This is a genomic window from Pseudomonas koreensis (assembly GCF_025447595.1).
Classification (GTDB): Bacteria; Pseudomonadota; Gammaproteobacteria; order Pseudomonadales; family Pseudomonadaceae; genus Aquipseudomonas; species Aquipseudomonas koreensis_H.
Map to the genome: position 1 here is coordinate 144382 of NZ_JAOEJU010000009.1, position 26198 is coordinate 170579.

Annotated in this window: 24 protein-coding genes; 13 read left to right on the forward strand and 11 right to left on the reverse strand. The window is 60.1% G+C overall.

The annotated features are described in order from the left end of the window. The first annotated feature begins 204 nt into the window (after positions 1-204). The 5 genes from aceK (at position 205) to N8H71_RS13935 (ending at position 8455) form a co-directional block, all read left to right on the forward strand. Positions 205-1926, forward strand: a complete 1722-nt coding sequence (gene aceK, locus N8H71_RS13915) for a bifunctional isocitrate dehydrogenase kinase/phosphatase (RefSeq protein WP_262194423.1) — start codon at positions 205-207, stop codon at positions 1924-1926. A 188-nt stretch (positions 1927-2114) separates the two neighbouring features. Continuing rightward, a complete protein-coding gene (hrpA, locus tag N8H71_RS13920; RefSeq protein ID WP_262194424.1) occupies positions 2115-6026 on the forward strand; it encodes an ATP-dependent RNA helicase HrpA in 3912 nt (1303 codons plus the stop codon). Between the two features lie 330 nt (positions 6027-6356). Then, positions 6357-7478 carry a beta-ketoacyl-ACP synthase III gene (locus N8H71_RS13925; protein ID WP_262194426.1) on the forward strand — a complete coding sequence of 374 codons (1122 nt, stop codon included), beginning with the start codon at positions 6357-6359 and terminating at the stop codon, positions 7476-7478. A 135-nt stretch (positions 7479-7613) separates the two neighbouring features. Continuing rightward, entirely contained in the window at positions 7614-8225 is a 612-nt protein-coding gene (locus N8H71_RS13930) for an RNA polymerase sigma factor (RefSeq protein ID WP_262194427.1), read from the forward strand. Then, positions 8219-8455 (forward strand): zf-HC2 domain-containing protein, encoded by a 237-nt coding sequence (locus tag N8H71_RS13935; RefSeq protein ID WP_262194428.1) that lies wholly within the window; start codon positions 8219-8221, stop codon positions 8453-8455. The genes N8H71_RS13930 and N8H71_RS13935 overlap by 7 nt, the downstream gene beginning before the upstream one ends. A gap of 129 nt (positions 8456-8584) precedes the next feature. On the opposite strand, the gene N8H71_RS13940 is transcribed toward N8H71_RS13935, so the two are convergent. Next, a complete protein-coding gene (locus tag N8H71_RS13940) occupies positions 8585-9907 on the reverse strand; it encodes a putative porin (protein ID WP_039772596.1) in 1323 nt (440 codons plus the stop codon). A 280-nt stretch (positions 9908-10187) separates the two neighbouring features. On the opposite strand from N8H71_RS13940, the gene N8H71_RS13945 reads away from it, so the two are divergent. Continuing rightward, complete coding sequence (locus tag N8H71_RS13945) at positions 10188-11312, forward strand: GNAT family N-acetyltransferase (protein WP_262194429.1); 1125 nt, start codon at positions 10188-10190, stop codon at positions 11310-11312. Positions 11313-11414: 102 nt separating this feature from the next. Here N8H71_RS13945 and aqpZ read toward each other — a convergent pair whose 3' ends face one another. The 5 genes from aqpZ to N8H71_RS13970 all read right to left on the reverse strand — a co-directional run bounded on the left by aqpZ (position 11415) and on the right by N8H71_RS13970 (position 16528). Then, the gene (aqpZ, locus tag N8H71_RS13950) at positions 11415-12110 is read right to left on the reverse strand and encodes an aquaporin Z (RefSeq protein WP_262194430.1); all 696 of its coding nucleotides are present in this window, start codon (positions 12108-12110) and stop codon (positions 11415-11417) included. A gap of 189 nt (positions 12111-12299) precedes the next feature. Then, the gene (locus N8H71_RS13955; protein ID WP_262194431.1) at positions 12300-14132 is read right to left on the reverse strand and encodes an ABC transporter ATP-binding protein; all 1833 of its coding nucleotides are present in this window, start codon (positions 14130-14132) and stop codon (positions 12300-12302) included. Positions 14133-14219: 87 nt separating this feature from the next. After that, the gene (locus N8H71_RS13960) at positions 14220-14783 is read right to left on the reverse strand and encodes a peptidylprolyl isomerase (protein ID WP_262194432.1); all 564 of its coding nucleotides are present in this window, start codon (positions 14781-14783) and stop codon (positions 14220-14222) included. Positions 14784-14786: 3 nt separating this feature from the next. Then, positions 14787-15590 carry an alpha/beta fold hydrolase gene (locus N8H71_RS13965; RefSeq protein WP_262194433.1) on the reverse strand — a complete coding sequence of 268 codons (804 nt, stop codon included), beginning with the start codon at positions 15588-15590 and terminating at the stop codon, positions 14787-14789. Positions 15591-15604: 14 nt separating this feature from the next. Then, positions 15605-16528 (reverse strand): LysR family transcriptional regulator, encoded by a 924-nt coding sequence (locus N8H71_RS13970; protein ID WP_262194434.1) that lies wholly within the window; start codon positions 16526-16528, stop codon positions 15605-15607. 49 nt (positions 16529-16577) lie between these two features. Between N8H71_RS13970 and N8H71_RS13975 the strand changes: the two genes are divergently transcribed. From N8H71_RS13975 to N8H71_RS13985, 3 genes are all read left to right on the forward strand, one after another. Continuing rightward, positions 16578-16892: a 3-phosphoglycerate kinase gene (locus N8H71_RS13975; RefSeq protein WP_217831354.1), complete on the forward strand. Its 315-nt coding sequence runs from the start codon at positions 16578-16580 to the stop codon at positions 16890-16892. A 159-nt stretch (positions 16893-17051) separates the two neighbouring features. Beyond that, a complete protein-coding gene (locus N8H71_RS13980) occupies positions 17052-17651 on the forward strand; it encodes an FMN-dependent NADH-azoreductase (RefSeq protein ID WP_262194435.1) in 600 nt (199 codons plus the stop codon). Positions 17652-17863: 212 nt separating this feature from the next. Beyond that, the gene (locus N8H71_RS13985; protein ID WP_262194436.1) at positions 17864-18745 is read left to right on the forward strand and encodes a carboxylate/amino acid/amine transporter; all 882 of its coding nucleotides are present in this window, start codon (positions 17864-17866) and stop codon (positions 18743-18745) included. Here N8H71_RS13985 and N8H71_RS13990 read toward each other — a convergent pair. Next, a complete protein-coding gene (locus N8H71_RS13990; RefSeq protein ID WP_262194437.1) occupies positions 18690-19595 on the reverse strand; it encodes a LysR family transcriptional regulator in 906 nt (301 codons plus the stop codon). The two genes, N8H71_RS13985 and N8H71_RS13990, sit on opposite strands and share 56 nt — an antisense overlap. 169 nt (positions 19596-19764) lie before the next feature. Between N8H71_RS13990 and N8H71_RS13995 the strand changes: the two genes are divergently transcribed. Beyond that, positions 19765-20409: a hydrolase gene (locus tag N8H71_RS13995; protein WP_085648570.1), complete on the forward strand. Its 645-nt coding sequence runs from the start codon at positions 19765-19767 to the stop codon at positions 20407-20409. Between the two features lie 132 nt (positions 20410-20541). On the opposite strand, the gene N8H71_RS14005 is transcribed toward N8H71_RS13995, so the two are convergent. Then, the gene (locus tag N8H71_RS14005) at positions 20542-21840 is read right to left on the reverse strand and encodes a mechanosensitive ion channel family protein (RefSeq protein WP_262194438.1); all 1299 of its coding nucleotides are present in this window, start codon (positions 21838-21840) and stop codon (positions 20542-20544) included. A gap of 191 nt (positions 21841-22031) precedes the next feature. Here N8H71_RS14005 and N8H71_RS14010 point away from each other — a divergent pair, with 191 nt between their 5' ends. After that, positions 22032-23372, forward strand: coding sequence for a DEAD/DEAH box helicase (locus tag N8H71_RS14010; protein ID WP_262194439.1), 1341 nt, complete (start codon positions 22032-22034; stop codon positions 23370-23372). A 62-nt stretch (positions 23373-23434) separates the two neighbouring features. Here N8H71_RS14010 and N8H71_RS14015 read toward each other — a convergent pair whose 3' ends face one another. The 3 genes from N8H71_RS14015 to N8H71_RS14025 form a co-directional block, all read right to left on the reverse strand. Continuing rightward, the gene (locus N8H71_RS14015) at positions 23435-24034 is read right to left on the reverse strand and encodes a hypothetical protein (protein WP_262194440.1); all 600 of its coding nucleotides are present in this window, start codon (positions 24032-24034) and stop codon (positions 23435-23437) included. A gap of 12 nt (positions 24035-24046) precedes the next feature. Beyond that, positions 24047-24631 carry a papain-like cysteine protease family protein gene (locus tag N8H71_RS14020; protein WP_262194441.1) on the reverse strand — a complete coding sequence of 195 codons (585 nt, stop codon included), beginning with the start codon at positions 24629-24631 and terminating at the stop codon, positions 24047-24049. Positions 24632-24880: 249 nt separating this feature from the next. Then, positions 24881-25156 carry a hypothetical protein gene (locus N8H71_RS14025; RefSeq protein ID WP_262194442.1) on the reverse strand — a complete coding sequence of 92 codons (276 nt, stop codon included), beginning with the start codon at positions 25154-25156 and terminating at the stop codon, positions 24881-24883. 165 nt (positions 25157-25321) lie between these two features. Between N8H71_RS14025 and N8H71_RS14030 the strand changes: the two genes are divergently transcribed. Next, complete coding sequence (locus N8H71_RS14030; RefSeq protein WP_262194443.1) at positions 25322-25750, forward strand: Sbal_3080 family lipoprotein; 429 nt, start codon at positions 25322-25324, stop codon at positions 25748-25750. Then, positions 25747-26178 carry a DUF2846 domain-containing protein gene (locus N8H71_RS14035; RefSeq protein WP_262194444.1) on the forward strand — a complete coding sequence of 144 codons (432 nt, stop codon included), beginning with the start codon at positions 25747-25749 and terminating at the stop codon, positions 26176-26178. The genes N8H71_RS14030 and N8H71_RS14035 overlap by 4 nt, the downstream gene beginning before the upstream one ends. Positions 26179-26198 lie beyond the last annotated feature (20 nt).

Sequence of the window (26198 nt, forward strand, 5' to 3'; positions counted from 1 at the left end):
TCGCGGGCTGGCGTCCAGTGGTGGGGAGAACCTGAGGGAACGTTTATTGACCGAACGGTCGATTTAAAAAACTTTGATAAAAACTGTGTCGTTGTACAACCCGCAAGAGGATTTGGCAGAAATTGCGCTTCTCCTGCGCCCGCTTCCGTGGCTAAGCTCAGGCCTTCGAGCACAGATTCTCCAATTCCCGCAGAGGTCTCATCTATGCCGCAGCAATGGCCAGCCACCGACATCGCCCGCCTGATCCTCGATGGCTTTGACGATTACCGCGAGCATTTCCGGCGGATCACCGACGGCGCCCGTGAACGCTTCGAGCAGGCCCGCTGGCAGGACACGCAAACGGCGTCAGCGGCGCGCATCAACCTCTACGAAGAAAAGGTCGGTGAAACCGTCGCCCGCCTGCGCGAGCACTTCGAGCCGGACACCTTGATGGACGTCACCTGCTGGCCGCTGGTGAAAAGTGCCTACATCAGCATCATCGACCTGCGCTTCGACGATGAACTGTCCGAGACCTGGTACAACTCGATTTTCTGCGGCCTGTTCAGCCACGACCTGATCAGCGACGGCTGCATGTTCATCCACACCACCCGGCCAAGCCTGCGCCGGGCCCGCGCCGCGCAGACCCGTACCTATAAACCGCAAGGGCAGATCTCGGGCATGCTCGCGAGCATCTTTTCCGATTACCGGTTCAACGAGGCCTACGCCGATCTGCCCGGTGACTTGCAACGTCTGGAAGCGCAACTGCGCGAGAATCTTCCGGACTGGGTGTGCAAGGATCCTGAGCTGAGCGTCGAGCTGTTTTCCTCGGTGCTGTACCGCAACAAGGGCGCGTACCTGGTCGGGCGCATCTACACCAACGATGATCAGTGGCCGCTGGTGATTCCGTTGCTGCACCGCGAAGGGCGCGGGATTCAGATCGATGCGCTGATCACCGATGAAGCCGATGTGTCGATCATCTTCTCGTTCACCCGTTCGTATTTCATGGTGGATGTGCCGGTGCCGGCGGAGTTTATCGGCTTCCTCAAGCGCATCCTGCCGGGCAAGCACATCGCCGAGCTGTACACCTCGATCGGTTTCTACAAGCACGGTAAATCCGAGTTCTACCGCGCCCTGATCAATCACCTGGCCAACACCGACGACCAGTTCATCATGGCCCCGGGCGTGCGCGGCATGGTTATGAGTGTGTTCACGCTGCCGGGCTTCAACACCGTGTTCAAGATCATCAAGGATCGATTCTCGCCGTCGAAAAACGTCGACCGCGCCACGGTGATCGAGAAGTATCGACTGGTAAAAAGCGTCGACCGCGTCGGGCGCATGGCCGATACCCAGGAATTCGCCGACTTCCGTTTTCCCCTGAGCAAGTTCGAGCCGGCGTGCCTGGCGGAACTGCTGGAAGTCGCGCCGTCCACGGTGTCGCTGGAAGGCGAAACCGTGCTGATCCGCCACTGCTGGACCGAGCGCCGAATGACGCCGCTCAACCTCTATCTGGACAATGCCAACGAAGCCCAGGTGCGCGAGGCGCTGGAGGATTACGGGCTGGCGATCAAGCAACTGGCGGCGGCCAACATCTTCCCCGGCGACATGCTGCTGAAGAACTTTGGCGTCACCCGTCATGGCCGGGTGGTGTTCTACGACTACGACGAGATCTGCTTTCTCACCGAAGCCAACTTCCGCCACATCCCGGCGCCGCGCACGCCCGAGGACGAAATGGCCTCCGAGCCTTGGTATTCGATCGGGCCGCTGGATGTTTTCCCCGAGGAGTTTCCGCCGTTTCTGTTTGCCGATTCGGCGCAGCGCAAACTGTTCGATCAGTTGCATGGCGAGCTGTACAACGCCGATTACTGGAAGGGTTTGCAGGAGGCGATTCGGGCGGGGAAAGTGATTGACGTCTTTCCGTACCGTCGAAAAGGCCTCGATAACGAGTGACTTTCTGGAATTGATGCGCAATTCATCGCGAGCAGGCTCGCTCCTACATTTGATCGCGCTGTGCAGCGGTTTTATGGCCGCTGGAGATCCAGGGTGGGAGCGAGCCTGCTCGTGATCGGCCGCGCAGCGGTCGTAAAATCTGCGACAATCGCGTCCTTGCGCCACTAGACGACCGAATTGCGTACCCGATGACCGACGAATCGCCCTCCATCGACAAACTGCTGAAAAACCTCGATCACGCCATGCTCGCCGACCGCCACCGGCTGCGGCGGCAGTTGCTTGAGCTGCGCAAGAAACCCGACGAGGCCAAACTGGCCCAGTGGGTGGCGCGGATGCAGGCGTCCTGCGATCAGGTGCTGGCGCGCAAGGCCAGCCTGCCGGTGATCCGTTACGACGACAGCCTGCCGATTGCGGCCAAGCGTGACGAAATCAAGAAGGCCCTGGAAAAGCACCAGGTGCTGATCATCGCCGGCGAAACCGGTTCGGGTAAAACCACCCAGTTGCCGAAAATCTGCTTGGAAATCGGTCGCGGCCAGCATGGCCTGATCGGTCACACCCAGCCACGTCGGATCGCGGCGCGCAGCGTGGCCAGCCGGGTTGCCGAAGAGCTCGGTACGCCGCTGGGCGCGCTGGTCGGTTATCAGGTGCGCTTCGAAGACCAAAGCGATTCGAACACCCTGATCAAACTGATGACCGACGGTATCCTGCTGGCGGAAACCCAGAACGACCGCTACCTCGAACGCTACGACACGATCATCGTCGACGAAGCCCACGAACGCAGTCTCAACATCGACTTCCTGCTCGGTTACCTGAAAACCCTGCTGCCGCGTCGCCCGGATCTGAAAGTCATCATCACCTCGGCGACCATCGATCTGGAGCGTTTCTCCAAGCATTTCGACGATGCGCCGATTGTCGAAGTGTCCGGGCGTACCTTCCCGGTGGAAACCTGGTATCGCCCGCTGACGCTTGAGCAGGATGAAGAGGGCAACCGCGTCGAGGACGACCTGACCGTGGATCAGGCGATCCTCGCTACCCTCGATGAAATCGCCGCGTACGAGCGCAGCGAACGCCGCAGTCCCGGCGACGTGCTGGTGTTCCTGCCCGGCGAGCGCGAGATTCGCGACGCCGCCGACATGCTGCGCAAGGCCCAGCTCAAACACACCGAAATCCTGCCGTTGTACGCGCGCCTGTCGCCGGCCGAACAGCAGCGGATTTTCCAGTCGCATCCGGGGCGTCGCGTGGTGCTGGCGACCAACGTCGCCGAAACCTCTCTGACCGTGCCGGGCATCCGTTACGTGATCGACAGCGGCACCGCACGCATCAGCCGCTACAGCTACCGCGCCAAGGTCCAGCGACTGCCGATCGAAGCCATTTCCCAGGCCAGCGCCAACCAGCGTAAAGGTCGCTGCGGCCGGGTAGAGCCGGGTATCTGCGTGCGGCTGTACAGCGAAGAGGATTTCCTCGGTCGCCCGGAATTTACCGATCCGGAAATCCTGCGCACCAACCTTGCGGCAGTTATTTTGCAGATGCTGCATCTGCGCCTCGGCGAGATCACCGCGTTCCCGTTCATCGAACCGCCGGACGGCAAGGCGATAAGCGACGGTTTCAACCTGCTGCAAGAACTGTCGGCGGTCGATCGCAACAGTCAGCTGACCCCGCTCGGCCGCCAGTTGGCGCGTCTGCCGGTAGACCCGCGCATGGGCCGTATGCTGCTTGAAGCGGCGAAGCTCGGCAGCCTGCAGGAAGTGCTGATTGTTGCCAGCGCCATGTCGATTCAGGACCCGCGCGAGCGTCCTCCGGAGCGTCAGCAAGCCGCCGATCAGGCCCACGCTCAGTGGAAAGATGTCGATTCGGACTTCGCCGGGCTGGTCAATCTGTGGCGCGGTTTTGAAGAGCAGCGCCAGGCGCTCACCGCCAGCCCGCTGCGCAACTGGTGCCGCAAGAATTTCCTGAACTACCTGCGGTTGCGCGAGTGGCGCGATTCCCATCGGCAGTTGAGCCTGATCTGCCGCGACTTGCAGCTGAGCCTCAATAAAGAGCCGGCGGACTATCCGAAGCTGCACAAAGCGGTACTGGTTGGCCTGCTCAGCCAGATCGGCCAGAAAACCGAAGACGGCGATTACCTTGGCGCCCGTCAGCGGCGGTTCTGGATTCACCCGTCATCGGGCATCGGCAAAAAACGCCCGCAGTGGGTGATGACCGCCGAACTGGTGGAAACCACCAAGCTCTACGCGCGGATGGTGGCGAAGATCGACGCCGATTGGATCGAACCGCTGGCCGGGCACCTGATCAAGAAGAACCACTTCGAACCGCACTGGGAGAAGAAGCGCGGCCAGGTCGTCGCGTTCGAACAGATCACCCTGTTCGGTCTGATCGTGGTCGGTCGTCGGCCGGTGCATTACGGGCCGGTGGATCCGGTGGTTTCGCGCGAGCTGTTCATCCGCGAAGGCCTGGTGCGCGGCGAAATTCAGTCCCGGGCCAAATGTCTGACCGCTAACAAGCAATTGCTCGAACAGCTCGACGAACTGGAAGCCAAGGCCCGTCGCCGGGACATTCTGGCCGACGAGGAAACCCTCTACGCGTTTTACGACGCGCGACTGCCGGCGGAGATCCACCAGACCGCGACGTTCGATAGTTGGTATCGGGTCAACAGCCAGAAAGATCCGCGACTGCTGATCATGCGCGAGGAAGATGTGCTGGCCCGTGAGGCTAGCGAAGTCACCGCCCAGCATTACCCGGACACGCTGCACATCGGCGATCTGGAACTGGCTCTGAGTTACCACTTCGAACCGAATCACCCGCGCGACGGCGTGACCCTGCGCGTGCCGGCGCCGTTGTTGCCGATGCTGCCGCCGGAACGTCTGGAATGGCTGGTACCGGGGCTGATCGAAGCCAAGTGCATTGCGCTGGTGCGCAACCTGCCCAAGGCCTTGCGCAAGAACTTCGTGCCGGTGCCGGACTTCATCAAGGCCGCGCTGCAACGTATGACCTTTGCCGAAGGTTCGTTGCCGCAAGCGCTGGGCCGCGAACTGCTGCGCATGACCGGTGCGCGAGTCAGCGACGAGGCCTGGGCCGAAGCGGCGCAGCAAGTCGAAAGCCATCTGCGGATGAACCTGGAAATCGTCGACGGCCAGGGCAAGTTCCTCGGCGAAGGACGGGATCTGGCGGAACTGACCGCACGTTTCGCCGAAGCCAGCCAGGCTGCCTTGGCCGTGCCGCAGAGCGCGAAGAGTCAGCAGCCGGTGGAGGCCAAGGTCTTCGCGCCGGTGGCGGAAAAAACTCAGCAGAAGATCGCCGGGCTGTCGATGACGGTCTACCCGGCGCTGGTGGAAGAGGGTGGCACAGTCAAGGAAGGTCGATTCTCGACCCCGGCCGAAGCCGAGTTCCAGCATCGCCGCGCCTTGCAGCGACTGCTGATGCAGCAACTGGCCGAGCCGGCGAAGTTCCTGCGCGGCAAGTTGCCGGGCCTGACCGAACTGGGGTTGCTGTATCGCGAACTGGGTCGGGTCGATGCGCTGGTCGAAGACATTCTGCTGGCCAGTCTCGACAGCTGCATTCTCGACGGCGAAGACCCGTTGCCCCGCGACGGTGCCGGGCTGGCGGCACTGGCCGAGCGCAAGCGCGGCAGCTGGACCGAGCATGCCGAGCGCGTGGCACGCCTGACTCTGGAGATCCTCAAGCTGTGGCACGGTCTACAAAAGCGCTTCAAAGGCAAGATCGACCTGGCTCAGGCCGTGGCGCTTAACGACATCAAGCAGCAGCTCAGCCATCTGGTGTATCCGGGCTTCGTGCGGGAAACGCCAATGCTCTGGCTCAAGGAGTTACCGCGTTACCTGAAAGCCGTCGAACAACGTTTCGAGAAGCTGGGCGCGCAGGTGCAGAAGGATCGGGTCTGGAGCGGCGAACTCGCCGGCCTCTGGACGCAATACCAGACCCGCGCCGCCAAGCACGCGCAGGAAGGCAAACGCGATCCGCAACTCGAGCTGTATCGCTGGTGGCTGGAGGAGTATCGGGTTTCGCTGTTCGCCCAGCAGTTGGGGACGAAAGTGCCGATCTCCGACAAGCGGCTGAACAAGCAGTGGACGCAGGTCGAGGCCTGATTCCGAGGCTGTACAGATACCCTGTGGGAGCGAGCTTGCTCGCGAATGCGGCGGGTCAGGCAATCAAGATGTTGACTGATGTACCGCCTTCGCGAGCAAGCTCGCTCCCACAAGGAATTTTTCGTTGCTCCCGGGAATGGGGCCAAAACCTTGGGTTTATGGCAAACTTCGCCACCATAAATGCCGTTTTCGCGTCCCAGAGCCTTTGCCGGGCCGCGCAACGGAATAAAGCGATGCCAGGTTTTTGCGTCCCTTATACGGGAATGGACCCTTTGCGTGTTGGCACGTCGGTGCCAGCACTTTCTGCCTGAACAGATTAGAGAAACGACCATGCATAACGTCGTCATCAGCGGCACCGGCCTGTACACCCCGGCCAACAGCATCTCCAACGAAGAGCTGGTGCAGTCTTTCAATACCTACGTCGCCCAGTTCAACGCGGACAACGCCGAAGCCATCGCCAGCGGCGAAGTCCAGGCCCTGACCGAGTCCAGCGCCGCGTTCATCGAAAAAGCTTCCGGCATCAAGAGCCGCTTTGTCATGGACAAGGACGGCATCCTCGACCCTGCACGCATGGCGCCACGCCTGCCGGAGCGCTCCAACGACGAATGGTCGGTGCTTTGCCAGATGGCCATCGGCGCTGCCGAACAAGCCCTGCAGCGTGCCGGCAAGACTGCCGCCGACATCGACGGCGTGATCGTCGCCTGCTCCAACCTGCAACGCGCCTACCCGGCCATCGCCATCGAAGTCCAGGAAGCGCTGGGCATCCAGGGTTTCGGTTTCGACATGAACGTTGCCTGCTCGTCGGCCACCTTCGGCATCCAGCAAGCCGCCAATACCGTGCAACTGGGCCAGGCCCGGGCAATCCTGATGGTTAACCCGGAAGTCTGCACCGGGCACCTGAACTTCCGTGATCGCGACAGCCACTTCATCTTCGGTGATGCCGCTACTGCCGTCGTCATCGAGCGTGCCGATACGGCGACGTCGCAACACCAGTTCGACGTGGTCAGCACCAAACTGCTGACCAAGTTCTCCAACAACATCCGCAACAACTTCGGCTTCCTCAACCGCGCAGCGGAAGAGGGCATCGGCGCCCGTGACAAACTGTTCGTGCAGGAAGGCCGCAAGGTGTTCAAGGATGTCTGCCCGATGGTGGCCGAGCTGATCGGCGAACATCTGGAAGAGAACAAGCTCAACGTCGGTGACGTGAAACGTTTCTGGCTGCACCAGGCTAACCTCAGCATGAACCACCTGATCGTGCGCAAGCTGTTGGGCCGCGAAGCCACCGAAGAAGAGGCCCCGGTGATTCTCGACACCTACGCCAACACCAGCTCCGCCGGTTCCGTGATCGCGTTCCACAAGTATCAGGATGATCTGGCGGCCGGTTCGCTGGCGGTGTTGAGTTCGTTCGGTGCCGGGTACTCGATCGGTAGCGTGATTCTACGTAAACGCTAAGAACGGGTTCATTTCCTCTTAATCGCGCTGATATTTCCTACATCTGAATCGGCGCGAACGCTGTAGTTTTCGAAAGTGGCGGCAGGCGAAGTCCTGCCGCTATCATTTTTGAAGTCAGGAAAAGGGGATTGATGGATGGCGGTTGACGACACACAACTGCTTGAGCGGTTGTTGGCAGGCGAACAGAAAGCCTTCAAGGAACTGGTCAGTACCTATCAAAGCCCCATGCGCGCGGTGGCCTACGCGATTGTCGGCCAGCGCCATGTCGAAGAAGTGGTGCAGGATGCCTGGTTGTCGGTGGTGCGCCACCTCGGCAGCTTCGAGGGACGTTCCAGTCTCAAGACCTGGCTGCTGACCATCACGGCCAACTCGGCCAAGAGCCGATACAAACTCAACCGTCGCGAAGTGTTGCTGGATGATCTGCCGTCACCCCATGGCACCATCGACGACAATCGCTTTTCTCCCGGCGACGGCCACTGGCTGGTCGCACCGTTTGCCTGGCACCAGGACACGCCCGAAGCGTTGCTGACGGAAGGCGAGCTGCGTGAATGCCTTGAGCACACGTTGTTGAGCCTGTCGGAACTGCAAAGCAGCGTACTGTTGCTGCGCGAGCGTCAGGGGCTGGAGCTGGAGGAGATCTGTAATCTTCTGGAGATCTCGCTCTCCAATGTCCGCGTGCTGCTGCATCGGGCACGCTTGAAGGTCTTCGCGACCGTGGAGCATTTTGAGGAGACCGGCGAATGTTGACGTGCAAGGAGCAAGTAGCGCGATCCAGCGATTACCTTGATGGCCAGTTGAGCTTTCGCGAGAAACTGATGGTGCGACATCACCTGATGTTCTGCCGCAATTGTCGGCGGTTCATTCGCCAGATGCGTTTGATGCAGTTGACGTTGCGGGCGATGCCGCAAAAACCGGAAGAGGGTGTGGACGCGTTGGCCGAACAGCTGGCACAGCTGCGACGCAAGGATCGATCCTGAAAACACAGACTGGCGCGGCCGCAGCGAACGGATGATGGGGATCGCTGCGGCCGCGCCAGTCTGTTGAAGCCTCTTCAAACGATGGAACCGGATGTAAAACCCATCGTTTGAAGTCTGTTGCCGGGTTGCTTAGAACTTCGCTTCCGCGTCCAGCTGCAGGGTGTTGGTGTCTGCATCACGCTGGGTACGGCTGGAGAAGTCGGCCTTGGTCAGGAAGTAAGTCGCACCGATGGCGAAGTTCTTGTCGATGTCGTAGCCGACCTTGAACTTGTGGCCACGGGAACCGGTGGTGCCGTTGGCGAAGTCCGAATCGGTGAAGGCGCCGACCACAGCATTGCGCTGCACGTCACGATAGTTGTAATCGAGGTTCAGGCCGAAGACTTTCGACTTGGCACCTACCAGCCACGCGGTGTCCTGATCGGTCACTGCGTCGTTGTTCTTCACGTACTGACCGTAGAACGACAGCGGCATCGGCAGACCGCCGATGTCGACCTGGCTGAAGCCTTCGTACAGACGGAATTCGTTGTCTGCCGAGTTGCCGTTGACGGCCAGGGCGCACGGAGTCGAGGTGCCGGTGCAACGGCTGTCTTCGTCGTTCTGATAGGCGTAGACGCTGCCGCCCAGAGTCAGTTTCAGGTTGTCGGTGATCGCGAAGCGGCTGCCCAGCTGGCCGGCGGTCAGGCGCAGGTCGTGACGGAATTGCACACCGTCGCCGTCGACGTTGTCCTTGAGGTTGTAGTTACCCAGGCTGCCGAACAGTTCGACGCTGCTGCCCAATGGATACTTGTAGGTAACGGCCAGACCTTCCGGGTTGATGTCGCTGTCCCAGATCACGTCGCCCATGCTCACCCACGGTTGCAGCATCTTGCCGCCGATGATGTGCAGGTTCTTGATCTGGTCCGGGTGGTAGTCGATGTAGCCCAGGTCGAGCCAGATCTGCTTCTTGTCGAAGTAGTTGTCCTGGTCCTGGTTGGTCGAACGGGCGTCATCGCCGCCGCCGGTGGCGATACGGATGCCGGTGTCGACTTGCGGGTTGATCTCGGTGTAGGCACCCAGACGGGCACGGATACGCTGGCGATCCTTGTCGCGGCCGCCGTTGTTCGGCTCGCCGTCGATCTTGATGGTTTCCTGACGGATACGTACGTCGCCCTTGAACTGGGTCTTGGCGGCCCAGGCCAGTTTCTGGTCGAAACTGCTGAGCTCGTTGGTTTTCTTCGCGGTCGCCGCGATTTGCTCGTTGGTCTCTTGCTGCGCCTGCTGCGCGATTTGCTGGGCCTTCTGATCCTTGGCCAGTTCAGTTTGCAGTTCAACGTACTGCGCCTGGGAAATCGAACCGTTAGCCTTGAGCATGTCGAGCAGTTTGGCGTCGACTGCGGCACTGGCCGGAACACTCATGGCCAGCAACAGGCCACCGCACAGGGCCGCCGCAGTTTTCGTGGAAGCAAGACGCATAGCAATCTCCGAAGATGAGAGGGATGGCTGAACCATCCTGGGCACAACCGACGGTTTGACGGTCGGAAAACAGTGTCCGGGTAGAACCCGGCGCTCTAAAAACAGGCGCCAGTATCGCGATGGTTTATGACAGAGCAGTGGCACGATGATGGCAGGTTCATGACGATACAAAACTGCCGTGAACTATTGATCTAGAGCGCTGTCGCGCATTCGGGCATGGGCAACGCCCGGCCGATCAGCGATACTCGCCGGGCGTTCACGCCCGAAAGTGGAGAGGAAAATGCCGCTGCAACGTCTGCATAAACTGTCGGAAATTCCAGCGTCCGACTGGGATGTTCTGGTGCCGGTAAACCAGCCGTTTCTGCGCCATGCCTTTCTGGCTTCGCTGGAGGACAGCGGCAGCGTCGGCCCGCATACAGGCTGGCAACCGGAGCATTTGCTGCACGTTGAAGCGGGCCGTGTGATCGCGGCGCTGCCCGGTTATCGCAAGTGGCATTCCTATGGCGAATACGTGTTCGATCACGGCTGGGCCGATGCCTGCGCCCGGGCCGGCATCGATTACTACCCCAAGTTTTTGAGCGCGGTGCCGTTCAGCCCGGTCAGCGGCCCACGGTTGCTGGCGGCGAACGTCGAAGACGGATTCGAACTGCTCAAGAGCCTGCCGGGGTATCTGGAAATCGAAGAACTCTCCAGCGCCCACATCAATTTCACCGACGCGTTTACCGATGCCGCCATGGCCGAGCAGCCGGGCTGGCTGCAACGCATCGGCTGTCAGTACCACTGGCAGAATCGCGGCTATCGCGACTTTCAGGATTTCCTCGACGTGCTGGCCTCGCGCAAGCGCAAACAGATGCGCAAGGAGCGCGAGCAAGTGGCGGGGCAGGGCTTCGAGTTCGAATGGCTGGAAGGCCGCGAACTGGACGAGGCGCAGTGGGATTTCGTCTATGCCTGTTACGCCAATACCTACGCGGTGCGCCGGCAGGCGCCGTACCTGACCCGGGAGTTCTTCAGCCTGCTGGCCGAGCGTATGCCGGAATCGATTCGCGTGGTCCTGGCCCGGCAGGGCTCACGGCCGGTGGCGATGGCGTTCAGTCTGGTGGGCGGCGACAGCTTTTACGGGCGCTACTGGGGATGCCTGGCCGAGTTTGACCGGCTGCATTTCGAGACCTGTTTCTATCAGGGCATGGACTATGCGATTGCCCATGGCTTTCAGCGTTTCGATGCCGGTGCCCAGGGCGAGCACAAACTGATTCGTGGCTTTGAACCGGTGATCACCCATTCCTGGCATTACCTGCGTCACCCTGGCCTGAAGGCTGCTGTCAAAGATTTCCTGCACCAGGAGCGCGCCGGTGTTCTGGCCTATGTCGAAGAGGCAAGAGCAGCCTTACCCTACCGCCAGACCTAGATTCCAATGTGGGAGCGAGCTTGCTCGCGAAAGGTTGGTGTCAGTCAATATTTGCCTCATTGACACACCGCTGTTCGCGAGCAAGCTCGCTCCCACAGGAAATCAGTTGTCTTCCTTGCCCAGCCAGCGATAGATCACGCCGCCAACCACCGCACCGAGCAGCGGCGCGACCCAGAACATCCACAACTGTGCGATGGCCCAGCCACCGACCATCAACGCCGGGCCGGTGCTGCGGGCCGGGTTGACCGAGGTGTTGGTGACCGGGATCGAGATCAGGTGGATCAACGTCAGGGCGAGGCCGATGGCAATCGGTGCGAGTCCTGCCGGGGCGCGTTTGTCAGTGGCACCGAGGATGATCACCACGAACATGGCGGTCATCACCAGCTCTGTGACGAAGCCTGCGGCCATTGAATATTTGCCCGGAGAGTGCTCGCCGTAACCGTTGGAGGCCAGGCCGTTGGCGACGTCGAAGCCTTCCTTGCCACTGCCGATGTAGGCGATCAGCGCGGCGGCGAGGATTGCCCCGAGCACCTGAGCGATGATGTAAGCGGGCAATTCTTTGGCCGGGAATCGACCGCCAACGGACAGACCGACCGATACGGCCGGATTGAGGTGACATCCGCTGATATGGCCGATGGCAAACGCCATGGTCAGCACCGTCAGACCAAATGCCAGGGCGACCCCCAGCACGCCGATTCCCAACGGTGAGGACGCGGCGATCACCGCACTGCCGCAACCGCCCAACACTAACCAGAACGTACCCAACAACTCAGTGACTGAACGTTTGAACAGAGACATGAGAGTGTCCTTGATAGACGTGCTATCGAGACTGGATCGAGTGGTGCTTCCTTGCAGATTTACGACAGGTTCCGTTCCGGAGCCTTCGCTGATTACAGCAAAGTTTGTGCAGATTTCCAGCAGGCGATAAAAAACCGCCAGAGCCCGTGGGTAAAGGGCTGTGGCGGTTTTTTGTGCTTTGACGCAGGATCAATCGATGCCGACAAACCCTCCTGTCTGGTGCGCCCACAGCCGCGCATATAGGCCGCGATGGGCCAGCAGTTCGGCATGGGTGCCGCTTTCGGCGATCTTGCCGTTTTCCAGCACCACCAGCCGGTCCATCCGGGCAATGGTCGAGAGCCGGTGGGCGATGGCGATCACGGTCTTGCCCTGCATCAGGGTTTCCAGACTTTCCTGGATCGCCGCTTCGACTTCCGAGTCCAGCGCCGAGGTCGCTTCGTCCATGATCAGGATCGGCGCGTCCTTGAGCAGCACCCGCGCAATGGCGATCCGCTGACGCTGACCACCGGACAGTTTCACCCCACGCTCGCCGACATGCGCATCGAATCCGGTGCGTCCTTCGGCGTCCGACAGCAGCGGGATGAACTCGTCGGCGCGGGCCTTGTGTACGGCATCCCAGAGTTCTGCGTCGGTGGCGTCGGGCTTGCCGTACAGCAAGTTGTCGCGGATCGAACGGTGCAGCAGCGAAGTGTCCTGGGTGATCATGCCGATCCGCGCGCGCAGGCTTTCCTGTCCGACTTCGGCGATGTTCTGGCCGTCGATAATGATCCGTCCGCCCTCGACGTCGTACAGGCGCAGCAGCAGGTTCACCAAGGTCGACTTGCCGGCGCCGGACGGGCCGATCAGACCGATTTTCTCACCGGGTTTGATGGTCAGGTTGAGGTCGCCGATGATGCCTTTCTTCTTGCCGTAGTGAAAATCCACGTGCTCGAAACGTACTTCGCCACGGGCCACGGCCAGCGGTTTGGCCTGCTCTTTGTCGGTGACACTGACGGGTTGCGCGATGGTCTGCAGACCGTCCTGGACCATGCCGATGTTTTCGAAGATGCCGGTGACCACCCACATGATCCAGCCGGACATGTTGACGATACGGATCACCAGGCCGGTGGCCAGAGCGATCGCGCCGACGCTGATCAGCGATTGCGTCCACAGCCACAGCGCCAGCGCCGTGGTACCGACGATCAGCAGACCGTTCATGGTGGTAATGGCCACGTCCATGCTGGTGACCACGCGGCCGGCCATTTGGGCTTTTTCGGTCTGTTCCTGGATCGCTTCGCGGGCGTAGTGCTGTTCGAAATTGGTGTGGGCGAACAGCTTCAGGGTGGCGATGTTGGTGTAGCCATCGACGATTCGGCCCATCAGTTTCGAGCGCGCGTCGGAGGCTTCCACCGAGCGGTTCTTGACCCGTGGCACGAAGTAATAAAGCGCGCCGATGTAGGCCGCGATCCACGTCAGCAGCGGGATCATCAGGCGCCAGTCGGCTTCGGCGAACAGCACCAGCGAACTGATCGCGTAGATCAGCACATGCCACAACGCATCCACCGCCTGCACGGCGGAATCGCGCAGCGAGTTGCCGGTCTGCATGATGCGTTGGGCAATGCGCCCGGCGAAGTCGTTCTGGAAAAAATTCAGGCTCTGCTTGAGCACGTAGCTGTGGTTCTGCCAGCGAATCATGCTGGTCATGCTCGGGCTCAGGGTCTGGTGCACCAGCATGTCGTGCAGTGCCAGGAACAGAGGACGCAGCAGCAATGCCACCACGGCCATCCACGCCAGCTCGGCACCATGCACCTTGAAGAAGTCGACGTTCGGAGTGCCCTGGGCAAGGTCGATGATGCGGCTCAGGTAACTGAACAGCGCCACTTCGATCAAGGCACCGAACAGGCCGACGATCAGCAAGGCGGCGAAACTCGGCCAGACCTGCTTCAGGTAATAGGTATAGAAGGGCAGAACACGATCCGGCGGGGATGCCGTAGGAGCGTCACGGAATATGTCGATCAGTTGTTCGAAACGGCGATAGAGCATCAGATAACCGCCCGGAGTACGGGCTCTCCTTTTATCAGTGTGAGCGGTGCAGGGGTAATCCGCACCGCTCGATATGCCCTGTAAAGCTTAGTCGATGCGCTTGGCCGACTTGATGATCACAGGGTCGACAGGCACGTTTTGCATGCCCTGTTTGGTAGTGGTTTGCGAGTTGACGATGATGTCGACCACGTCCATGCCCTTGACCACTTTGGCGAACACCGCGTAACCGGCGTCGCGGCCCGGATCAAGGAATGCGTTGTCGGCCACATTGATGAAGAACTGGCTGGTGGCCGAATCCGGGTTGGAAGTACGGGCCATCGACAGGGTGCCACGAACGTTATGCAGGCCGTTGCTGGCCTCGTTCTTGATTGGGGCCTTGGTGTCCTTTTGTTGCATCTGCTGGGTGAAGCCGCCGCCCTGAGCCATGAAGCCCGGGATCACGCGGTGGAAAATCGTGTTGGTGTAGAAACCGCTGTCGACGTACTCGAGGAAGTTCTTGGTACTGATCGGCGCCTTGACCGGGTCCAGTTCGATTTCGATGGTGCCGTTGGTGGTCACCAGTTCGACGTGTGGCGCCTTGGCCGGCGTGGCAGCCATCAGGTTGGCAGCAAACAGCACGGTGCCGGCGGCGAGGGCGAGTTTTTTCAGCATGGGTCAGTGATCCTGAGGGTGATTATCGGCTGTGGCGAGAAACTCCAGCAGCGTTTGATTGAAGCGTTCGGGCTGATCGAGCGGGGTGGCGTGGCGCGAATCGGCGATCACCACCAGCCGCGCATCGGGCAGCAGTCTGACATAGGTTTCTTTCAGCGAAACGGGGGTGTAGTCCCGGTCGGCGCTGACGACGAGGGTTGGACAGGTGACCCGGGAAAGTCGTTCCTGAACCCCCCAGCCAACAATCGCATCGAAGCTGGCGAGATAAGCACGTTTGTCATTTTTTGCCCAGCGCTCCGCCATTTTCTGACGCAAATCAGCTTGCTCCGGTTTGGGGAACAGCTTGGCACCCAGTGCCTTGCCGATGGTGGCGAGGCTGAGCAGGCGCATCAGGCTCCAGCGCTTGAACCACTGCCAGTAATCGTCGCGACTGCGTACCTTGACCTCGGGCGCGCTGTTGACGATGGTCAGGCTCTTGAGCATTCGCGGCTCATCGACGGCCAACTGAAAACCGATCATGCCGCCCATGGACAGCCCGGCGTAGTGCACCGGGCCGAGTTTCAAATGTTCGATCAGGGCAACGATGTCGGCGCTGAATCCGGCAATACTGTAGCGCTCGCGGGGTTTGTCGGAGCGGCCGTGACCTCGCACGTCCGGCACGATTACCCGGTAATGCGCGGCCAGCGCCGGAATCTGCATTTCCCAGTCCAGGGTGCTGGAGCCGAGCCCGTGAACCAGCAGCAACGGATCGCCGTGGCCATATTCCTCGTAGTGCAGGTTGCAACCTTCATGCTCGAAATACGCCATCGGTGAACTCCGTGTCAGGCTTGTTCGGGGGCGGCAAACGGTGCGTCCAGCGGCAGGGTGTCGAATGTGCGCAGCAGTTCGACGAGGATCTGCGAAGCCGGGCCCAAGGGTTTGTCCTTGTTCGAATACAGATAAAAGCTGGAATTGCGGTTACCGCCACGGTCCAACGGTAGCAGTTTGAGCGAACCTTCCTTCAGTTCCCGCTCGATCATGTGCCGAGGCAACCAGGCGAAGCCCAGGCCATTGCTGACAAATGTTGCAGCAGTGGCCAGACTGCCGACGGTCCAGCGCTGTTCGGCGCCGAGCCAGCCGACATCCCGTGGCTGCTGGCGACCGGAGTCGCGGATTACCACCTGCATGTGGGTTTCCAGATCCTGGAAGCTCAATTCGCGGCCCAGGCGATGCAGGGGGTGGTCGGGGTTGGCAACGGCGACAAACTCCACGTCACTCAGCTCGGCACCCAGATACCCGGGAATGCTCAGCCCGGTGATCGCCAGGTCGGCCACACCTTCGAGCAGCACTTCCTCGACGCCCGACAGCACCTCTTCACGCAGACGTACACGGCAGCCTCGACTCTGAGGCATGAAGGCGGTCAAGGCCCGGACGATGCGAGCGCTCGGGTAGGCGGCGTCCACGACCAATCGCACTTCGGCTTCCCAACCTTGCTCCATGTGATGGGCGAGGTCTTCCAGCTGGCTGGCCTGTTTCACCAGTTGTCGCGAGCGGCGCAGCAGCACTCCGCCGGCTTCGGTCAGCACAGCCTTGCGACCGTCGATGCGCAACAGCGGCACGCCGAGCTGATCCTGCATACGGGCGACGGTGTAGCTCACCGACGATTGCGAGCGGTGCAGGGCCTCGGCGGCCTGGGCGAATCCGCCGTGGTCGACCACGGCCTGCAACGTTCGCCATTGATCAAGGGTCACGCGGGGCGCTTTCATCAATAGCTCCTCTTGTCCTAAGCTGGCGGTCCCTCATGGAGACTGCCGAATGAAAAAATTCTGTTGTGTGTTGCTGGCGCTGCTTCCGCTGACTGCGTTCGCGTACCCGATCGATGTGGAGAAAGACCTCAACGGCCTGAAGATCGACTACAACGCGTTCGACACCGATAACGACATCGGCTCCATTCAGGTCAACAACTACGGCGACGTCGACGCAACCTGCAAGGTGGTGTTCACCAACGGCCCAGAGGCTCCACGCACTCGCAATATCGACGTCGCGGCAGGCAAGCATAAAAACGCTACCGCCAAGTTCACCCGGACCATCATCAAGCTGCGCATCAAGCTGAGCTGCACGCCGAAGTAACGACATGTCCCTGTGGGGGCGGGCTCCCACAGGGTATGGCTCGCATATAAACGAATTTTTCGATGCTTTGCAGCAATTATTTGCGCTTTTTCATCGATACGACTCTGTTTAACCTTCACTCCATCGACTTACAACATTCTCGGATGGAGGCTACACAACATGTCCCGCGTTCTGATCATCGAAAGCAGTGCCCGCCAGCAAGACTCGGTTTCCCGTCAACTGACCCAGACCTTCATCAGTCAGTGGAAAGCGGCGCATCCGGAAGATCAGATCACCGTTCGTGACCTCGCCGTGAACCCGGTGCCTCACCTGGACATCAACCTGCTGGGTGGCTGGATGAAGCCCGCTGACCAGCGCAACGCCAATGAACAATCCTCGCTGGATCGTTCCAACGAACTGACAGATGAATTGCTGGCCGCCGACGTGCTGGTAATGGCAGCACCGATGTACAACTTCGCCATCCCGAGCACCCTGAAAGCATGGCTCGACCATGTGCTGCGTGCCGGCGTGACTTTCAAGTACACCGAAACCGGCCCGCAAGGCCTGCTCAGCGGCAAGCGTGCCTACGTGCTGACCGCTCGCGGCGGCATCTACGCCGGTGGCCCTGCAGATCACCAGGAACCGTACCTGCGTCAGGTGATGGGTTTCATCGGTATCCACGACGTGACCTTCATCCACGCTGAAGGCATGAACCTGGGCGGCGACTTCCAGGAGAAGGGCCTCAACCAGGCCAACGCCAAACTGTCCCAGGTCGCTTGATATGTTAATCGCCAGATAATCGCCGATTGTTGTAGTGACCTGGCGCAACCCCTTCAAGGCTCTACGCGCATCGAACCTCCCTTTGCACTTGTTGCTCCTGAGTGCTGTAGCCCGATTGAACGCTTTAGCGAGATCGGGCTTTTTTTTGCCCGGGATTTAGCGATGGCCGGCAAAAACCGCTATCGTCGCCGCCATTCGAAATCGAGGCGAGCATGGGCTATCTACTTTTTGTCACGCTGATCCAGGCGTTTTCCTTCAGTCTGATCGGCGAATACCTGGCCGGTCATGTCGACAGCTACTTCGCGGTGCTGGTGCGTGTAGTGCTGGCCGGGCTGGTGTTCATCCCGCTGACCCGCTGGCGTTCGGTGGAACCGGCGTTCATGCGCGGCATGCTGCTGATCGGCGCGTTGCAGTTCGGCGTGACCTATGTCTGCCTGTATTTGAGCTTCCGCGTACTGACGGTGCCGGAAGTGCTGCTGTTCACCATCCTTACGCCTCTGCATGTGACGCTGATCGAAGATGCGCTCAACCGACGCTTCAACCCGTGGGCGTTGATCGCCGCACTGGTGGCGGTCGTCGGCGCGGCGGTGATTCGCTACGATCGGATCAACCCGGACTTCTTCATGGGCTTTTTGCTGCTGCAACTGGCCAACTTCACCTACGCCGCCGGGCAGGTGCTGTACAAGCATCTGGTGGCGAAACACCCGAGCGATCTGCCGCACTACCGGCGCTTCGGCTTCTTCTATCTCGGCGCACTGGCGGTGGCGTTGCCGGCGTTCCTGCTGTTCGGCAAATCCAACTTCCTGCCCGAAGCTCCGCTGCAATGGGGCGTGCTGGTGTTCCTTGGCCTGGTCTCGACCGCGCTCGGTTTGTATTGGTGGAACAAGGGCGCCTGCCTGGTCAACGGCGGCACCCTGGCGGTGATGAACAACCTGCACGTGCCGGTGGGGTTGCTGCTGAATCTGCTGATCTGGAATCAGCATGAAGAACTCGGGCGGTTGTTCCTTGGTGGCAGCGTGATCCTGGCGGCGGTTTGGATCAGCCGGTTGGGGATTCGCAAGCCGGGGTCAGTTGCTCCACCAGAAACTCGATAAACGCCCGGGTCTTCTGCGGCACCCGCCGCGCTGACGAATACACCGCGTTTATGGTAATTGCCGGGGCTTGCCATTCGCACAGCACCGGCACCAGTCGTCCGGCTGCCAATGCTTCTTCGACGATGAAGTCCGGCAGCAGCGCAATGCCCATGCCGGACTCGGCCGCTTGCGCCAGCAGGTCACCATTGTTGGCGTGCAACGGCCCGGTCACGTTGACCCGTTGCGTCTCCTTGCCGTTGCACAGTTGCAGGCTGACGCCGCTTTGCAGATAGCCGTAGTTCAAGCATTGATGTGAGCGCAGATCCTGCGGGGTCAGCGGCGTGCCCGCGCGTTCGAGGTAAGCGGGCGAGGCGACCATGATTCGCGGCGCCGGCGCCAGTTGCCGGGCGATCATGGTTGAGTCAGGCAGGCTGGCGATACGGATGGTCACGTCGAACCCGCCGCGCACCGGATCGACCTGCTGGTCGCTGAGCACCAGTTGCAACTCGATGTTCGGGTGCTGCTCGTGGAACAGCGGAATCAGTTTGCCCAAGCGCCGCAGGCCGAACGACATCGGTGCGTTGACCCGCAACACCCCACGCAATTCGCCCACCCCGTCCCGCGCCCGCTGTTCGGCCTCATCCAGCGCCGCAATCACTTCCCGCGCCGCTTCGAAATACTCGGCTCCAGCCTCGGTCAGGTGCAGGCTGCGGGTGGTGCGTTGCAGCAGTTGCACGCCGATGGCTTCTTCCAGTGCCTGAATCTGTTTGCTGACTTTCGAGCGGGGCACGTCCATGGCTCGGGCGGCGGCTGCGAAGCCGTTTTCGCCGACCGTTACCACGAAGGCGCGCATGCATTCGATGCGATCCATGATTGTCCCTTTTTTAGAATCAATGATTCTCGATTTTATGGAATTGTCCCTTTATCGGCTAGCCCCTAAAGTGACATCCAAGCCGAGACAACAACGCCGAAGACGGCAAGCCACTCGACTCACCCATTACCCAATCGAAACTCTGAAACGACATCAAAAGGAACGCGCCATGTCTATCCGTGAACTGCTGAACCCAACCAACTCCGCCCTGATCCTGATCGACCACCAGCCACAAATGGCGTTCGGCGTGCAGTCGATCGACCGTCAGACCCTGAAGAACAACACCGTCGGCCTGGCCAAGGCAGCGAAGATCTTCAATGTGCCGACCATCTACACCTCGGTCGAAACCGAAAGCTTCAGCGGCTACATCTGGCCGGAACTGCTGGCAGTTCACCCGGAGCAGAAGCCGATCGAGCGCACCTCGATGAACTCCTGGGAAGACAAGGCGCTGGTTGACGCCGTGAAGGCCACCGGCCGCAAGAAACTGATCATCGCTGCGTTGTGGACCGAGGTCTGCCTGACCTTCCCGGCACTGGAAGCCCTGGCCGAAGGCTACGAGGTGTACATCGTCACCGACGCGTCCGGCGGCACCACCAAAGAAGCTCACGACATGTCGGTACAGCGGATGATTCAGGCCGGTGCGGTACCGGTGACCTGGCAGCAAGTGTTGCTCGAGTACCAGCGTGACTGGGCGCACAAAGACACTTATCAGGCGGTGATGGACCTGGTGCTGGAACACAGCGGCGCGTACGGCATGGGCGTCGATTACGCCTACACCATGGTGCACAAGGCACCGCAGCGGCAGGCCAAATAAGGCGATATTTCGAAATAGATGCAGTACCTGTGGGAGCGAGCTTGCTCGCGAAGGCGTCATGTCAGTCGACATTTATGTTGAATGACCTGCTGCATTCGCGAGCAAGCTCGCTCCCACATTTGATCGGTGGTTTTACATCAGATGCTTTCCAGCCTCGGGTATATGCGCCGAGCCCAACACCGCCGGCAACAAACCGGAGCGCAAATCCCCGCCACTCGGCTGCTGATACAGGCTCAACCCGAACTCCGGCAGCACCGCCAGCAGGTAATCGAAAATATCCCCCTGAATCCGCTCGTAATCGGCCCACACCGTGGTGGTGGTGAAGCAATAGATTTCCAGCGGAATGCCCTGGGCCGTGGTCTGCATCTGGCGGACCATGCAGGTCATGTTCGGCTGGATCTCCGGGTGGCTTTTCAGATAGGCCAGCGCATACGCCCGGAAGGTGCCGATGTTGGTCATGCGCCGGCGGTTGGCCGACATCGCAGCGACATTGCCCTGCGCCTCGTTCCAGGCTTTGAGCTCGGCTTTCTTGCGGCCCATGTAGGCGGTCAGCAGGTGCACCTGGGAGAGTTTTTCCTCTTCATCGTCGCGGATGAAACGCACACCGCTGGCGTCGATGAACAGACTGCGCTTGATCCGCCGCCCGCCTGACTGCTGCATGCCGCGCCAGTTTCTGAACGACTCGGACATCAGGCGCCAGGTCGGGATCGAGACGATGGTCTTGTCGAAATTCTGCACCTTGACTGTGTGCAGGGTGATATCCACCACATCGCCATCGGCGCCGACCTGCGGCATTTCGATCCAGTCGCCTACCCGCAGCATGTCGTTGCTGGTCAGTTGCACGCTGGCGACGAACGACAGCAGGGTGTCCTTGTAGACCAACAGGATCACCGCCGACATCGCACCCAGACCGGACAGCAGCAACAGCGGCGAACGGTCGATCAGGGTGGCGACGATGATGATCGCGCCGAACACGTACAGGACCATTTTTGCCAGTTGCACATAACCCTTGATCGAGCGGGTGCGGGCGTGTTCGGTGCGGGCGTAGATGTCCAGCAGCGCATTGAGCAGGGCGCTGACCGACAGCAGCAGGAACAGAATGGTGAACGCCAGCGCCACGTTGCCGAGGAACACCGTGGCGGTCTTGCTCAGCTCCGGCACCAGGTGCAGGCCGAACTGGATCACCAGCGACGGCGTCATCTGCGCCAGACGCTGAAACACCTTGTTATGCCGAAAGTCGTTGATCCAGTGCAGTGCGGGCTGGCGACCGAGCATGCGGCTGGCATGCAGGATCAGGTAACGCGCCACTCGTCCGAGGACCAGTGCGATTACCAGCAACAGGATCAGAGCCAGGCCGGCGTGCAGGAACGGGTGCTGATCGAGGGCACCCCAGAGGTCTTGGGCGTTGAGCCAGAGCTGTTTGAAATCCATGAGAGAGACGATTCTTCTGTAAGACGCGACGGGCGATTAGAGCATTTAAGACGCTGTGTATTACCGTTGGAGACAAATCGAGCAACAAAAAAGCCACTGATTACGGCGGATTTCACAAAGAAACTCGGCCTGAGCGCTCGAAACCGGTAACCTATGCAGCTGATTTTTTGCATATCTTCGAGGTAGCACCCGTGTTTTCCCAATTCGCCCTGCACGAACGCCTGCTCAAAGCCGTGGCCGAGCTGAAATTTGTCGAGCCAACGCCTGTGCAAGCCGCGGCCATTCCGCTGGCGCTTCAGGGGCGTGACCTGCGGGTGACGGCGCAAACCGGTAGCGGCAAGACCGCCGCTTTTGTCCTGCCGATCCTCAATCGCCTGATCGGCCCGGCCAAGGTCCGCGTCAGCATCAAGACCCTGATCCTGTTGCCGACCCGCGAACTGGCCCAGCAGACCCTGAAGGAAGTCGAGCGCTTTTCGCAGTTCACTTTCATCAAGACCGGCCTGATCACCGGCGGTGAAGACTTCAAGGTCCAGGCTGCCATGCTGCGCAAGGTACCGGACATCCTGATCGGCACCCCGGGCCGGATGATCGAGCAGCTGAACGCCGGCAACCTCGATTTGAAAGAAGTCGAAGTGCTGGTGCTCGACGAAGCCGACCGCATGCTCGACATGGGTTTCGCCGAAGACGTGCAGCGTCTGGTCGACGAATGTCCGAACCGTCAGCAGACCATGCTGTTCTCCGCCACCACCGGCGGGTCCGGCCTGCGCGAGATGATCGCCAAGGTGCTGAACAACCCTGAGCACTTGCAGCTCAACGCGGTCAGCCAGCTGAACGACACCACCCGTCAGCAGATCATCACCGCCGACCACAACCAGCACAAAGAACAGATCGTCAACTGGCTGCTGGCCAACGAGACCTATCAGAAGGCCATTGTCTTCACCAACACCCGGGCCATGGCCGACCGCATCTACGGTCGCCTCGTCGCCCAGGAATACAAGGCGTTCGTGCTGCACGGCGAGAAAGACCAGAAGGACCGCAAACTGGCGATCGACCGTCTGAAGCAGGGCGGCGTGAAGATCCTGGTGGCCACCGATGTGGCGGCCCGTGGTCTGGACGTTGATGGCCTGGATCTGGTGATCAACTTCGACATGCCACGCAGCGGCGACGAATACGTACACCGGATCGGTCGTACCGGCCGTGCCGGCAATGACGGTCTGGCGATCTCGCTGATCTGCCACGGCGACTGGAACCTGATGTCGAGCATCGAGCGCTACCTAAAGCAGCGGTTCGAGCGTCGCACCATCAAGGAAGTCAAAGGCACCTACGGCGGGCCGAAAAAGGTCAAGGCTTCGGGCAAGGCCGTCGGCGTGAAAAAGAAAAAGACCGACGCCAAGGGCGACAAGAAGAAAACCGCCGCCAAGACCCCGACCAAGCGCAAGAGCGCTAACCGTCCGAAGCCGGACGCACTGGTGAGCAGCGACGGCATGGCCCCGCTGAAACGCCGCAAACCGGCAGCGCCAGCGGCTGAATAAGTCGTTTCAGGCAGGCAAAGAAAAACCCGGACATGGTCCGGGTTTTTCTTTGCCTCCGTTTATCAACTGCCCAGCAAGCCAGTGGTGTCGGCGTCAAAACGCCGCTTGGCTTGATCGGCTGCCGTTTTGAGCAGGGCGAGCAGGGCGGCCTCGCTGTACAGCCCGGACAGTGCCAGCTCTTTTGGCGTTGGCTCGATCGGGATCAGTACATCTTCACCCGCCGAATGCAGCCAGATCGCTACAAGGTGCAGCGCCGACACAAACAGCATTCGCAGTTCAACGGTTTTGCCCTTCAGTTGTGGCGATTGCTCCGCCAGTTTCAGCGCATCGACCGTGGCGCTCGCCAGGTTGCCGTGGTTCAACGAGGCGAACTCGACGTGACCGCGTACTTCGGCCAATTGCGCATCGGCAATCGAAACACCGCCGGAGAACACCAGGTAATGCCAGTCGCCCACGCGGGCGTTTTTCAGGCCTTTGCCCTGGCTCAGGTCGTCCAGACTGAGCGAGTAGCCGCGATAGGCCTCGCTGAGGCTGATCCCGGCGGGCGCAGCACTGGCGAATTGGCGATTGACGCCGAAGCCCTGTGTCTGCAAAGCCGCCTGTAAGGCCGGACGCAAAGTCTGCACGCCGTTGGAAGGCGCCTTTGGATAAGTCAGTTGCATGATGTCGCCCTCCTAATTTTTTGCCGTGAAGTAAGTGTGGGTCCAGTTGCCGCCGCCGTTGTAGGAACCGGGGAAGGAGCTCAGTGCGCGAGTCGAATAGCCGTAGATCGAATCCGCGACCAGCACGTAATTGCCGTTGGTGCCGTAGATCGCCAGAAAGTGCGCACCGCCGCCGTACCAGGCACAGCGCAGGCCGACCGGGCGGCCCATGTTGATCTGGTTCTGGATGGCCGACATCTGCAGCGAGCCCGAATTCATGCCGTTGAAGCTGCGGGTGATCTTCAGCGCAACGTCCAGATAGCCGTACACGTTGCACGGCCCCGGTTGATTGCAGCAGTTGCGGTCCAGCGCGGCGCTGGCAACGGCGCATTGGGTCCAGGACCCGGTGCCGTAATAATTGCCGATCGAGGCGGAAGCCGCGGCCCAGCACCAGTTGGTCTGAGTCTGTTGCTGCATCGTGAAGTTCAGGCTGGCGGCCGCCAGGGCGCGTTGTTGTACAGCCGCCTCGACTTCGACCAGTTGCGGGTCGAGCAGATGGCCAATCAGACATTCGGGCAGGGTGTTGCCGGTGAATGCCGTTGTTTCAGTGGTTAACATTTTTCAATCCTCCATGAATGAAAACAAACGTTCCGCGTTTGCGGGATAACGGTATTGCCGAGCGATCGGTCTTCAAGGGTTGCCATCTCCAATGGCCGGTTCCGATCAGGCTCGGGGTAACCCTAGGTCTGAATATGCATTTGTGCAAATAACAAAATGCACTAATGCAAATTTCCGGACAAAAGAAAGCAGACTTTGGTATCGATCCAGCCTGATCGGTGCCAAAGCCTGCCGTTGTCTGAGCGGGTGTTATCCCTCGGTTTTCTTCTCGGCCGAACCCAGCTCTTTCAAACGCTGATCGATCAACTGGCATTTGTCCGGTAGATCGGCGGAGGCGGTGCCCAGATCCATTCTCTGCAACTCGGCGTTGATCTCCTTGGCCTTGGTCGGGTTTTGCTCGGTGAGCTTCGCGACTTCCTTGGCCAGTTGCTCGCGTTTGGCGGTGGCTTCCTCCGGCGTACAGGCCCACACGGGCAGGGCGCAGGCGAGCGTAGCGGCGAGGGTGAACTTGAGCAGGGTTTTCATGTAGGCAGGCCTCGGTTCCGGTTAAGGCGGGTTAATCGGTTGAGGGTTTTGGTCTGGGGAAAGTTCAGTTCCGTTGCTGCGCGTGCGCGGCGCATTGACCGCTTGTGGGTGCTCCAATAGGATGCCGCCACTATATTGATATCATTTGCTGCTGAAGGATCGAACATGCTGTCCAGAGTTGTCACGATAGGCTTTTTGCTGGCGCTGGCCGGTTGCACCAACGTCAGGGTCGAGCCAGTGGCTCCTCAATACAAGATCTCAAGACTGTGCATTGAGGAAAATCCGAAGGTGGTCGTGGGAGACTTCGTTGCCGGAGTTCAAACCTTGCTGCGTCGCCATGGCATCGACAGTCAGGTGTATGCCGCTCCGGTGCCCGCCAACTGTGAATACCGCATGACCTACACGGCCGTTCGCTCCTGGGATCTCTCCATGTACTTGTCCGATGCCACTGTTCAACTTTACAAGGGCGAGGAGCCAATCGGTTCTGCCCACTACAACCTGACCAACGAAGGCGGTTTGGATTTATCCAAACTGGCTTCGGTCGAGGAAAAAATGGCGCCGGTGTTCAATCAGATGTTGGGGCAAAAACAATGAGCCCGTTTATCAAGCGTCTCTCGGCTCTATTGTTCCTGCTGATGCTCAGCGGGTGTAGCCACCATCAACCTGCTCAGCCTTACTTCGAGCCACCTCAGCCACCGCAAGGCAAGGCGCTGGTCTACATGATGCGCACTCAGGTGATTCAGGGCAGCTTCTACGACAGCATTTTCAGCATCAATAACAGTGCTGTCGTCGCGCTCGGCAACAAAAACTATTCGTGGGTGTATGCCAGCCCTGGTTTGCACAAGATTTCCGCAGGGCAACGCCCGAGCCCCGGTAACGTAGTCCTGAACCTGCCTGTCGAGGCGGGCAAAGAGTATTTCGTCGAATACACGCAAGAAAACATGATTGAACTGATTCGGCTGCGCAAACCGCAAGAAGGAAAGTCTATGGTTCGCGGTTACGAATACCTGCCGGTCGAGTGACGTTTTATCGATATGGTCGA